Origin of the sequence: Streptomyces sp. NPDC089915 (assembly GCF_040684675.1) — a bacterium.
GTDB lineage: Bacteria > Actinomycetota > Actinomycetes > Streptomycetales > Streptomycetaceae > Streptomyces.
This window is the reverse complement of record NZ_JBFBGN010000003.1, coordinates 52,681-64,201: the sequence shown is the minus strand read 5'-3', so window position 1 is coordinate 64,201 and position 11,521 is coordinate 52,681. Positions and strand designations below refer to the sequence as shown.

General features: G+C 71.8%; 12 protein-coding genes and 1 tRNA gene. 7 read left to right on the top strand and 6 right to left on the bottom strand.

Translation table 11 applies throughout. From position 1 onward, the window contains the following. Positions 1 to 115: 115 nt before the first annotated feature. Positions 116 to 589 carry a RidA family protein gene (locus AB0O29_RS01975; RefSeq protein ID WP_365144552.1) on the bottom strand — a complete coding sequence of 158 codons (474 nt, stop codon included), beginning with the start codon at positions 587 to 589 and terminating at the stop codon, positions 116 to 118. Then, positions 586 to 747 carry a DUF4177 domain-containing protein gene (locus AB0O29_RS01970; RefSeq protein ID WP_007264966.1) on the bottom strand — a complete coding sequence of 54 codons (162 nt, stop codon included), beginning with the start codon at positions 745 to 747 and terminating at the stop codon, positions 586 to 588. Before AB0O29_RS01970 ends, AB0O29_RS01975 begins: the two co-directional genes overlap by 4 nt. A gap of 46 nt (positions 748 to 793) precedes the next feature. Here AB0O29_RS01970 and AB0O29_RS01965 point away from each other — a divergent pair, with 46 nt between their 5' ends. Further along, complete coding sequence (locus AB0O29_RS01965) at positions 794 to 1,780, top strand: ArsA-related P-loop ATPase (protein ID WP_365144549.1); 987 nt, start codon at positions 794 to 796, stop codon at positions 1,778 to 1,780. Beyond that, positions 1,777 to 3,111: an ArsA family ATPase gene (locus AB0O29_RS01960; protein ID WP_365144546.1), complete on the top strand. Its 1,335-nt coding sequence runs from the start codon at positions 1,777 to 1,779 to the stop codon at positions 3,109 to 3,111. The genes AB0O29_RS01965 and AB0O29_RS01960 overlap by 4 nt, the downstream gene beginning before the upstream one ends. A gap of 36 nt (positions 3,112 to 3,147) precedes the next feature. Here AB0O29_RS01960 and AB0O29_RS01955 read toward each other — a convergent pair whose 3' ends face one another. Then, entirely contained in the window at positions 3,148 to 3,498 is a 351-nt protein-coding gene (locus AB0O29_RS01955) for a WhiB family transcriptional regulator (RefSeq protein ID WP_052713450.1), read from the bottom strand. Positions 3,499 to 3,895: 397 nt separating this feature from the next. Here AB0O29_RS01955 and AB0O29_RS01950 point away from each other — a divergent pair, with 397 nt between their 5' ends. Further along, positions 3,896 to 6,250 (top strand): transglycosylase domain-containing protein, encoded by a 2,355-nt coding sequence (locus AB0O29_RS01950; protein ID WP_365144542.1) that lies wholly within the window; start codon positions 3,896 to 3,898, stop codon positions 6,248 to 6,250. Between the two features lie 88 nt (positions 6,251 to 6,338). Here the strand turns inward: AB0O29_RS01950 and AB0O29_RS01945 are convergent, their stop codons facing one another. Continuing rightward, complete coding sequence (locus tag AB0O29_RS01945; protein ID WP_365144539.1) at positions 6,339 to 6,800, bottom strand: GatB/YqeY domain-containing protein; 462 nt, start codon at positions 6,798 to 6,800, stop codon at positions 6,339 to 6,341. A 68-nt stretch (positions 6,801 to 6,868) separates the two neighbouring features. Between AB0O29_RS01945 and AB0O29_RS01940 the strand changes: the two genes are divergently transcribed. The 4 genes from AB0O29_RS01940 to AB0O29_RS01925 all read left to right on the top strand — a co-directional run bounded on the left by AB0O29_RS01940 (position 6,869) and on the right by AB0O29_RS01925 (position 10,014). Beyond that, positions 6,869 to 7,807, top strand: coding sequence for a metallophosphoesterase (locus AB0O29_RS01940; protein ID WP_365144536.1), 939 nt, complete (start codon positions 6,869 to 6,871; stop codon positions 7,805 to 7,807). Between the two features lie 110 nt (positions 7,808 to 7,917). After that, positions 7,918 to 7,991 (top strand) — tRNA-Pro (locus tag AB0O29_RS01935). A gap of 170 nt (positions 7,992 to 8,161) precedes the next feature. Next, a complete protein-coding gene (locus AB0O29_RS01930) occupies positions 8,162 to 8,689 on the top strand; it encodes a potassium channel family protein (protein ID WP_365144533.1) in 528 nt (175 codons plus the stop codon). Then, positions 8,686 to 10,014: a chloride channel protein gene (locus tag AB0O29_RS01925; protein WP_365144531.1), complete on the top strand. Its 1,329-nt coding sequence runs from the start codon at positions 8,686 to 8,688 to the stop codon at positions 10,012 to 10,014. The genes AB0O29_RS01930 and AB0O29_RS01925 overlap by 4 nt, the downstream gene beginning before the upstream one ends. On the opposite strand, the gene AB0O29_RS01920 is transcribed toward AB0O29_RS01925, so the two are convergent. Both AB0O29_RS01920 and AB0O29_RS01915 read right to left on the bottom strand, forming a co-directional pair. Then, positions 10,002 to 10,811, bottom strand: coding sequence for an alpha/beta hydrolase (locus tag AB0O29_RS01920; RefSeq protein ID WP_365144528.1), 810 nt, complete (start codon positions 10,809 to 10,811; stop codon positions 10,002 to 10,004). The genes AB0O29_RS01925 and AB0O29_RS01920 overlap by 13 nt on opposite strands. A gap of 108 nt (positions 10,812 to 10,919) precedes the next feature. Further along, entirely contained in the window at positions 10,920 to 11,513 is a 594-nt protein-coding gene (locus tag AB0O29_RS01915; RefSeq protein ID WP_365144525.1) for an HD domain-containing protein, read from the bottom strand. Positions 11,514 to 11,521: the final 8 nt, after the last annotated feature.

Sequence of the window (11,521 nt, the reverse complement as noted above, 5' to 3'; positions counted from 1 at the left end):
CTACGACCATCCGGCCCGATGTTCGAGGCCCCTCCTGGCGGGGGCCCGCCGCGCGGAGCCGGCTCCGCGCCTCGAACGCCGGCGGGGCTGTGGAGAGAGCCCCGCCGGCGTCCGGTCAGGCGTCCGGGGTGAGTTCCACCTGGATCTCGACCTCGACGGGGGCGTCCAGCGGCAGGACCGCCACGCCGACCGCGCTGCGGGCGTGCACGCCCTTCTCGCCGAGGATCTCGCCCAGCAGCTCGCTCGCGCCGTTCAGCACGCCGGGCTGCCCCGTGAAGTCGGGGGCCGAGGCGACGAAGCCGACGACCTTGACGACGCGGGCGATCTTGTCGAGGTCACCGACCACGGACTTCACGGCGGCCAGCGCGTTCAGCGCGCACGTCGCCGCCAGCTCCTTGGCCTGCTCCGGCGAGACCTCCGCGCCGACCTTGCCGGTCAGCGGGAGCTTGCCCTGCACCATCGGGAGCTGGCCCGCGGTGTACACGTACGCGCCCGAGCGCACCGCCGGCTGGTACGTGGCCAGCGGCGGGACGACCTCGGGGAGGGTCAGGCCGAGCTCGGCGAGCCGGGCGTCGACGGCGCCGCTCATGCCTTCTCCCGCTTGAGGTAGGCCACGAGCTGCTCGGGGTTGTTCGGGCCGGGCACGACCTGGACGAGCTCCCAGCCGTCCTCGCCCCAGGTGTCCAGGATCTGCTTGGTGGCGTGGACCAGCAGGGGGACCGTCGCGTATTCGAACTTCTTGGTCATGGGGGCGAGCGTAACGCCTGAGCGGGAGTGGTTAGGCTCGGAGGTTGTGAGCAGGCTCCAGGTGGTCAGCGGCAAGGGCGGCACCGGCAAGACCACGGTCGCCGCCGCACTCGCGCTGGCCCTCGCGCGCGAGGGCAGGCGGACTCTACTCGTGGAGGTCGAGGGCAGGCAGGGCATCGCACAGCTATTCGGCACGGAAGCGCTCCCCTACGAGGAGCGGAAGATCGCGGTCGCGCCCGGCGGGGGCGGCGGCGAGGTGTACGCGCTCGCGATCGACGCGGAGCGGGCGCTGCTGGACTACCTCCAGATGTTCTACAAGCTCGGGTCGGCCGGGCGCGCCCTGAAGAAGCTCGGGGCCATCGACTTCGCGACGACCATCGCGCCCGGTCTGCGGGACGTCCTGCTGACCGGCAAGGCGTGCGAGGCGGTGCGGCGCAAGGACAAGGCCGGGCGGTTCGTCTACGACCACGTGGTCATGGACGCTCCGCCGACCGGCCGGATCACCCGCTTCCTGAACGTCAACGACGAGGTGGCGGGGCTGGCCCGGTTCGGGCCGATCCACAACCAGGCGCAGGCCGTCATGAAGGTGCTCAAGTCCCCGGACACCGCCGTGCACCTGGTGACCCTGCTGGAGGAGATGCCCGTCCAGGAGACCTCCGACGGGATCGACGAACTGCGCGCGGCCGGACTTCCGTTCGGGCGCGTCATCGTCAACATGGTCCGCCCGCACCATCTGGACGAGGACACCCTGCGCACGGCCGCGGAGGGCCGCCGGTCCGAGATCGCCAAGGCCCTGTCCCGGGCCGGGCTCGGCGGGGCGCGGCGGGGCGGGCTGGCCGAGCGGCTGGTCGACCCGCTGCTGGCGCAGGCCGCCGAGCACGCGAGCCGGGTGGAGCTGGAGCGGGAGCAGCGGGCGGTGCTGGCGGGGCTGGACGTGCCGACGTACGAACTCCCCCTGCTCGGCTCGGGGATGGAGCTGGCCGGGCTGTACGAGCTGGCGACGGAGCTGCGCAAGCAGGCGGACGCCGTATGAGCGAGGGCGGGAACACCATGGGCCTGGACACGCCGCAGCGGCTGGCGGTCGACGCGCTGCTGGACGACCCGAAGACCCGGATCATCGTGTGCTGCGGCGCGGGCGGGGTCGGCAAGACCACGACGGCCGCGGCGCTGGGCGTACGGGCGGCCGAGCGCGGACGGAAGGCGGTGGTGCTGACCATCGACCCGGCGCGCCGGCTGGCCCAGTCGATGGGAATCGACTCGCTGGACAACACCCCGCGCAGGGTCGAGGGCGTGGACGGCGACGGCGGTGAACTGCACGCCATGATGCTGGACATGAAGCGGACCTTCGACGAGATCGTCGAGGCGCACGCCGACCGCGAGCGGGCGCGGGCGATCCTGGCGAACCCCTTCTACCAGTCCCTGTCGGCCGGTTTCGCGGGCACGCAGGAGTACATGGCGATGGAGAAGCTGGGCCAGCTGCGGTCGAAGGACGACTGGGACCTGATCGTCGTGGACACCCCGCCGAGCCGGTCCGCGCTGGACTTCCTCGACGCGCCCAAGCGGCTCGGGTCCTTCCTGGACGGGAAGTTCATCCGGGTGCTGATGGCCCCGGCGAAGGTCGGCGGGCGGGCGGGGATGAAGTTCCTGAACGTCGGCATGTCGATGATGACGGGCACGCTGAGCAAGCTGATGGGGGCCTCGCTGCTGAAGGACGTGCAGACGTTCGTGGCGGCGATGGACACCATGTTCGGCGGGTTCCGCACCCGTGCGGACGCCACGTTCCGCCTGCTCCAGGCGCCGGGCACGGCCTTCCTGGTGGTCGCGGCGCCCGAGCCGGACGCCCTGCGCGAGGCGGCGTACTTCGTGGAGCGGCTGGCCGCGGAGAGGATGCCGCTGGCCGGCCTGGTGCTGAACCGGGTGCACGCGAGCGACGCGCCGCAGCTGTCGGCGGAGCGGGCCCTGGCGGCCGCAGAGAATCTTGAAGAAGGCGGCATTGTCGATCAGGAGTCCGGGAAGGCTGGACTTCGTGACGCCGCCGACGACGGCTCCCCCGCCGTGGACGACGTGAGTGACGTGGACGACACGAACGACATGCGCGACGTGGAGAACGCCCAGGACGCAGGAGACGCGGAGGGCACGAGCAGTCCCGGTGACGCTGACGCGATCACCGCGGGGCTGCTGCGCCTGCACGCGGAGCGGATGCAGGTGATCGCGCGGGAACGGCGCACGCGCGACCGCTTCACCTCGCTGCATCCGGAGGTGGCCGTGGCCGAAGTGGCCGCCCTGCCCGGCGATGTGCACGACCTCGCCGGGCTGCGGGCCATTGGAGAGCGACTCGCGGCCGGGGTTCCGGCCGGAGCTTGACCGTACGTACGAGGGGCCGGCGCGGCTCCCGGGTGGTTACCCGGCTGCCGCGTAGGTCTCGTACGCCACGTCGATCTCCGCGCCGACATCCACGGTGAGGATGCCGGTACTGCGCTCGTACTCCGTGCGAGCGGTTTCGAGCAGCCGTCGCCACGAGGTGACGGTGGGACGCCTGCGCAACAAGGCGCGGCGTTCCCGCTCGGTCATTCCGCCCCACACTCCGAACTCGACACGATTGTCGAGCGCGTCGGCCAGGCACTCGGTCCGCACCGGGCATCCGGTGCACACCGCCTTGGCCCTGTTCTGTGCCGCTCCTTGAACGAACAGTTCATCCGGATCGGTAGTGCGGCAGGCTGCCTGCGCACTCCAGTCGGTTACCCAGCCCATCCCGGTGCCGTCCTCTCCCGAATCGAGGCTCCCCCACGGCGGTAGCGGCATATTCACCGCTGCCAGTTGAGGACGTTACGGAAGGCGGGGACGGTGCAACACCCCCGACGGGCCCAATCTTGAATGGTCCGAACGGACTATGGGTAAGCGGCAGATCACCCGACGGAGTGATCCGGCGACATGCCCGGCCATTCCGGCGATTCGGGTGAAATCAGGGAAGCGCCGGTGAGCGGCCGTCAGAGCGAAGGGCGAGATTCGGACATGCGTCCACCCCATTCGGGGAGGGTGAAAATCAAGCCGAAGGGTTGATGTCGCACCACACTGCTGTGACAGTTGGGGACAGCTTAGGCCAAGGCATTCGCGCGTGTCCGGTGAATGAGAACGTAGGCTGCCCTCTATGGGAAAGAAGCGCTCGGGCGCAGGGCTCACGGGGCCGCAGCAGGCCACCAGGTTCCTCGGTTTGTCGGTTCTCTCCGGAGTCGTTCTCGCCGGCGTGGCGATCCCGGGCGCCGGTGCGCTGGGTCTCGCCGCCAAGGGCACCGTCGAGGGCTTCGATGAGATCCCGGCCAATCTCAAGACGCCTCCGCTGAGCCAGCGGACCACCATTCTGGACGCCGAGGGTGGCCTGATCGCCACGGTCTATTCGCGGGACCGGCAGGTGGTCCCGCTCACGGCCATCTCGCCGTACATGCAGAAGGCGATCGTCGCGATCGAGGACTCCCGTTTCTACGAACACGGAGCCGTCGACCTCAAGGGCATCCTGCGCGCGGTCAACCGCAACGCGCAGGAGGGCGGCGCCGCACAGGGCGCCTCCACGCTGACGCAGCAGTACGTGAAGAACGTCTTCGTCGAGGAGGCCGGCGACGACCCGGCCAAGGTCGCCGAGGCGCAGCAGAAGAGCCTGGGCCGCAAGATCCGCGAGCTGAAGTACTCGATCCAGGTCGAGGAGGAGCTCGGGAAGAAGAAGATCCTCGAGAACTACCTCAACATCACCTACTTCGGGCAGGCGGCCTACGGGATCGAGTCCGCGGCGCAGCGCTACTTCAGCAAGCCCGCCAAGGACCTGACCCTGGACGAGTCGGCGCTGCTGGCCGGCGTCGTCCAGTCGCCGAGCCGGTTCGACCCGGTGAACGACTCCCAGGAGGCGATGAAGCGCCGCAACGTCGTCCTCCAGCGGATGGCCGACGTGAAGGACATCTCGCAGGCGGAGGCGGACGAGGCGAAGAAGCTGCCGGTCACCCTGAAGGTGACCCGCCCGAAGAACGGCTGCATCACCGCGGTCAAGGGCGCGGGCTTCTTCTGCGACTACGTGCGCAACACCTTCCTGTCGGACACGGTCTTCGGCAAGACCCGCGAGGAGCGGGCGAAGATCTGGAACCAGGGCGGCCTGACGATCCGCACCACCCTGGACCCGCAGTCGCAGGACGCCGCGAACAACTCGATCCGGGACCACGTCAACCAGGACGACTCGATCGCCACGGCCGTGACCATGGTCCAGCCGGGCACCGGCCGCGTCCTGGCCATGGGCCAGTCGAAGCCGTACGGCTTCGGCAAGAACGAGACGCAGATCAACTACTCCGTCGACAAGCGGATGGGCGGCTCCAACTTCGGCTTCCAGGTCGGCTCCACCTTCAAGCCCTTCATCGCGGCCGCGGCCATAGAGAAGGGCATGGAGCCGACGAAGGTCTACTCGGCGCCGAACAAGATGGAGTACCCGAGCCCGGTGTCCCGCTGCGAGGGCTCGCCGCCCTGGCAGAACCTGCCGCTGGCCGGCGGGAAGATGCAGACCGCCGAGAACGAGACGGCGGACGAGGTCGGCCCGTACGCGCTGAAGACGGCGATGGAGAAGTCCATCAACACCTACTTCGTGCAGATGATCTCCGACATCGGCCTCTGCCCGGTGACGGAGATGACGCAGAAGCTCGGCGTGGTCCCGGCCAGCGGCGTGAAGCTGCCCGAGGAGCCGTCCATCGCGCTGGGCTCCGCCGAGATGTCCCCGCTGACGATGGCCAACGCCTACGCCACCTTCGCCAACCGGGGCGTGTACTGCACCCCGATCGCCCTGGAGTCGATCACCGACGCCCACGGCAAGGCGCTCGCGGTGCCGAAGAGCAAGTGCGACCGGGCGATGTCCCAGGACACCGCCGACACGATCAACACCCTGCTGCGCGGAGTGGTCGACTCCGGCACCGGTGAGAAGGCCGGCCTGACCGACCGCGACAACGCGGGCAAGACCGGTACCACCGACGGCCGCTACAACGCCTGGTTCGTCGGCTACACGCCGAACATGTCCGGCGCGGTGTGGGTCGGCTCGGGCGGCGCGAAGAAGATCACGATGGAGGACATCACCATCGGCGGGCAGTACTACCCGAAGGTCTTCGGCGGCGGCCTGCCCGGACCGATCTGGAAGGACGCGGTCTCGGGCGCGCTGTCCGGACGCGAGGCCCCGGCCTTCGCGAACGTCCACATCGCCGACCCCTCGGTCCCGGGCGGCGGCGCCGGGAACGGGAACGGAAACGGGAACGGGAACGGGAACAACGGCGGGGGCGGCCGGGGCAACACCCCGAACCAGCCGACCACACCGCGCAAGCCCGGGAAGCCCGGCAAGCCCGGCGGTGACGGCAAGCCGGGCGACAACCGCCCCGGCACCGCCGCCGGCGGCGCGGGCGACACCCCGGCCAACCCGCCGACCAACCCGATCCCCGGGCTCCCCGCGGACCCGGGCCTGATCGGCGGCAACGAGACCCAGTAGGTGCCGCAGCAGAACGGGGGAGGCCCCGGCCGGATGATCCGGCCGGGGCCTCCCCCGTTCTGCGTCCGCGTTCCGCGTCCGCTTCCGCTTACGACAGGCGCTTCTTCACGGCGGCGGCGACGCGGCCGCCCTCCGCCAGACCCGCCACCTTCGGGTTCACGATCTTCATGACGGCGCCCATGGCCCGCGGCCCCTCGGCACCCGCGGCCCTGGCCTCCTCGACGGCCTGCGCGACGATCGCGTCGAGCTCGTCGTCGCCGAGCTGCTTGGGCAGGTAGGCGTCGAGGAACTCGCCCTCCGCCGTCTCGCGCGCGGCCTGCTCGTCGCGGCCGCCCTGGGCGAAGGCCTCCGCGGCCTCGCGGCGCTTCTTCGCCTCCTTCGCGATCACCTTGAGGACCTCGTCGTCGGAGAGCACGCGCGCCTCCTTGCCCGCGACCTCCTCCTTGGTGACGGCGGCGAGGGTCAGGCGCAGCGTGGACGAGGCGAGTTCGTCGCGCGCCTTGATGGCGGTGGTGAGGTCTTCCTGGAGCTTGGCCTTGAGCGTGGTCATGCCCTTGAGTCTGCCAGGTACGGGGCCTGTGGCGCCCATCGGTTTTCCGCGTCTGCGACCATGGGGCCATGCGCGCGCGTTACGGAGTACCCCTGAAGGTCACCGCCGGAATCGCTGCGGTGGGGGCCGCGGGAGTGGCCTATGCCGCCGGATTCGAGGCCCGCTCCTTCCGGCTGCGCCGGGTCACCGTACCCGTGCTCCCCGCCGGGGCCCGTCCGCTGCGCGTGCTCCAGGTGTCGGACATCCACATGGTCGGCGGGCAGCGCAAGAAGCGCGCCTGGCTCCAGTCCCTGGCCGGGCTGCGCCCCGACTTCGTCGTGAACACCGGCGACAACCTCTCCGACACCGAGGGCGTGCCGGAGCTCCTCGACGCGCTCGGCCCGCTGATGGAGTTCCCCGGCGTGTACGTCTTCGGCTCGAACGACTACTACGGGCCGCGGCTGCGCAACCCCGGGCGCTACCTGATCGAGAAGGCCCAGGGCCGGCACGGCCTCAACGGCAACAAGCCGGTCGTCGGCGCCGTCCACAACCCGTGGGAGGGGATGCGGGACGCCTTCGACGCGGCGGGCTGGCTGAACCTGACCAACACCCGGGGGCGGCTGAAGCTGAACGGCATGGAGCTGGCGTTCACCGGCCTGGACGACCCGCACATCAAGCGCGACCGCTACGAGCGGGTCGCGGGCGGCCCGGAGGCGGACGCCGACCTGTCGATCGCCGTCGTGCACGCCCCGTACCTGCGGGTGCTGGAGTCCTTCACCGCCGACCGCTACCCGCTGATCCTCGCCGGGCACACGCACGGCGGACAGCTCTGCGTCCCCTTCTACGGGGCCCTCGTCACCAACTGCGACCTCGACACGAAGCGCGTGAAGGGCCTGTCCACGTACGAGGCCGGGGACGAGCGCTCCTACCTGCACGTCTCGGCCGGCTGCGGCACCAACCGCTTCACCCCGGTCCGCTTCGCCTGCCCCCCGGAGGCCACCCTCCTGACCCTGGCCCCGAAGGCCTAGGGCCGGCCGGGGGACCGCCGCCGGCCCCCTGTGAAAACCGGATTTCGTCTCCGGCGCCGGGTCCGCTAAAGTAATCGATGTCGCCAGGCGGAAACGCCGAGGGTGACGATCGGGGTGTAGCGCAGCTTGGCAGCGCGCTTCGTTCGGGACGAAGAGGTCGTGGGTTCAAATCCCGCCACCCCGACAGTGTTTGACAGCGAAGGGCCTGATCCACATCAGTGGATCAGGCCCTTTGCTGTTGTGCGTTCCCCCGCGGGGCCGTGTGACCGGGGTGGCCGCGCGTGAGGTGCGGGTGGGGGTCGGGGGTGCTGCAATGCCCGGAGGGGGGTCGGCCGTCGGTGAGGAGGAGCGGGCATGGGGTACGGCTGCTCCTCGCGCCGGCTGGTGCTCGGGCACGTGCTGCGGGCCTGCGGGGCGACGGCGCTGATCACCTGGCTGTACTACCTGGCTCCGCTCGACTACGGCTTCGGGGCCGTCGCCGTCGTGGCGCTGGCCGGGGGGCTGGTGCTCTTCGGGTGCCTGGTGCTGTGGCAGGTCGGCGCGATCGCCCGCTCGGTCCATCCGCGGCTGCGGGTCCTGGAGGCGATGGCGACGGCGGTGCCGTTGTTCCTCGTGCTGTTCGCGTCGACGTACTTCCTGCTGTCGCGTGACCGTCCCGCGTCCTTCTCGGAGCCCCTGAGCCGGACCGACGCCCTGTACTTCGCGGTGACGGTGTTCGCGACCGTGGGCTTCGGGGACATCGCGCCGGCCGACGGGGCCGCGCGGGCGCTGACCACCGTGCAGATGGTGGCCGATCTGATCGTGGTGGGACTCGTCGCCAAGGTGCTCCTGGGCGCGGTCCAGACCGGGCTGTCCCGGCAGCCCGAAAGGAGCGGGCCATGACGGCGACGCCGCCGGCGGAGGCAGAACTGCTGCGGGGACTGCTGAAGACGCCCGCGTACCGCAAGACACTGGCGCTGTGCGCGCTCGTCGGCATCCCGGTGTCGCTCGTGTGCTTCTGGTTCCTGGCCGGGCTGCACGAGCTGGAGCACCTGCTGTGGGTGAGCCTGCCGCACGGGCTGGGCTGGGACGCGCCGCCGTGGTGGTGGCCGCTTCCGCTGCTGCTGGTCGCGGGGGCCGTCGTGGGCTGGGTGGCGGCCCGGCTGCCCGGCGCGGGCGGGCACGTTCCGGCGGCCGGGCTGGCCGTGGGCGGAGCGTCGACCAAGGCACTGCCCGGGGTGGTGCTGGCCGCTGCCGCGAGCCTGCCGCTGGGTGCGGTGCTGGGTCCCGAGGCGCCGCTGATCGCGCTGGGCGGCGGGCTCGCGCTGCTGCTGCGGGACCTGGCGCGCGGGCCGGGGACTCCGCAGGCCAGCGTGCTGATGGGGGTGGCGGGGGCGGCCGCCGCCATCGCGGCGATCTTCGGGAGCCCGCTGATCGCGGCGGTGCTGCTGATCGAGGTGGTGGGCGTGGGCGGGCCGCAGCTGGTCGCCGTCATGCTGCCCGCGCTGCTGTCCAGCGGGGTGGGGGCGCTGGTGTTCACCGGGTTCGGGCGGTGGACCGGGCTGAAGACCGGCGGCCTGACCGTCAGGATCCCGGACGCGGTCCCCCGGCTGGACGCGGCGGACGTGGGCTGGGGGCTGCTGCTGGCGGTGGCCGTGGCGGTGGTGCTGCGGCTGACGATGGGCGCGGGGCAGGCCGTGGCGGCGTTCGTCACCACGCGGACCGTCACCCGTACGGCGCTGTGCGCGCTCGGCGCCGGTGTGTGCGCGGCGGTCTACGCCCTGGTCACGGGGCGCTCCCCGGAGGAGGTGGCCTCCTCCGGGCAGGCCCTGATGACCTCGCTCGTCGGGAACCCGCACGCCTGGGGCGTCGGGGTGCTGGTGGCCGTCCTGCTGTGCAAGACGGCGGCGTACGCACTGTGCCTGGGCGCCCTGCGCGGCGGCCCGATCTTCCCGGCCCTGTTCCTGGGGGCCGCGGCCGGGGTGCTGGCCTCACCGCTGCCGGGCCTGGGCGTGGTGCCGGCCGTGGCGGCGGGACTGGCCGCGGCGGGTGCCAGCGTGCTGCGGCTGCCGGTCAGCAGCGCGGTGATGGCCCTGCTGCTGATCGGCAGCCCGTCGATGACACCGGTGGTGATCCTGGCGACCGTCGCCGGCCTGGTCACCGCCGAACTACTGCCCGTGGGACGCGTACGCCGGGGGCGGGCGGAGCCCGCCGGTCAGCGGGCCTGAGCCCGGCCGAAGAACTCCGCGAGCGCGGGGGCGAGGGCGGCCGGGTCCACGTCGTGGGTCTGGCCTGCCAGCGTGCGGTGGGTGACGGTGGGCAGCAGGTCGGCGAGGGCCCGGGCGCCGGCCTGGAGCCAGGTGTCGCTCGCCCCGCCGCCGATGGCGACGACGGGGATGCCGACAGACGCCCAGCGGTCCGCCGGCAGCGGGCGGCCCTCCATGGTGTCGCCGACCACGCGGGCGTCGTAGGCGAGGGTGTGGGCCACGGCCGTGAAGTGCTCCCACAGCGGTGCCCGGCGCATGGCCTCGACGTACTCGGCCGGAACGTTGACGGCGGTGGTGAGCATGTAGGTGACGGCCTCCTCGCGGCGGCCCCCGGCCAGCAGGGCGTCCAGCCGCTCGATGTAGTCGACGGGGAGCGGCGGGCGGCTGTCCTCGACGACGAACGGGGGCTCGTACAGGGCCAGTTCCATGATGGGCAGGCCGCGGGCCGCGGCCTCCAGGGCGAGGACGGCGCCGGAGGACATGCCCATCACCCGGACGGGGCCTTCCAGTTCGGCCATGACGGCGGCGAGGTCCTCGACCTCGCGCGCCACGTCGTACGGGGCGGTGTCGCCGCTGTCGCCGCGCCCCCGGCGGTCGTACCGCACGACGGTGTAGTGCTCGCCGAGGAGGTCGGCGAGCCTGACCCAGCTCGGGTGCTCGCGCACCTGGAAGGCGCCGCCGACGATCACCAGGGCGGGGCCCCGGCCGGTGCGGTCGTAGGCGATGACGGTCCCGTCGCGGGACACGGCCTTCTGCATGGAACGAACCCCCTGTTGTCCACGAACAAGGATGCGGACGACGTCCGCACCACCCCCGCAACGTACCCGACCGCCCCGCCCCCTCCCGGAGCGGCGGCCGTGGCCGCGTCAGGCGTCCAGGGGGTTGGCCGCGATGCGCTTCGCCGCGCCGCCCGCGACGTATGCGGCCGCCGCGCAGGCGGGCTTGCGGGACGCCTGGTCCTCGACGAGGGAGAGGAAGGCGGGGCCGAAGCCGAGGCGGGGGTAGGCGGTCAGGAGGGTGGTGCGGAAGGCCGGGTCGAAGTCGGGGACGCGCAGGCCCGAGACGTCCGCGCTCGTGCCCACCTGGAGGAGGTGGCTCTCGACGTCCTCCTCGGCGGTGACGTCGTCGCGCATGTGCAGGACGATCACCTCTTCCGCCCGGGCCCGGCGCGCCGGGTCCCAGCCCAGGCCCGCCGTGAAGATCCGCGCCACATGGCCGCCGGCCTCCTCGAAGGGCAGGGTGTGGCTGTCGAACGGCGCGGTGAGGCCCAGGTCGTGGAGCAGGGCGCTGACGTAGAAGAGCTCGGCGTCGTAGGAGAGGCCGTGCGCCCGCGCGTACTCGGCGCCGAAGGCGTACGAGCGGACGGAGTGGTTGAGCAGGGCGGGGTCCGCGTACTCCGAGGCGATCTCGAAGGCGCGGCGGGCGGTACCGGAGTCAAGGTTGTGCAGGGTCCACGTCATGTCCCGCA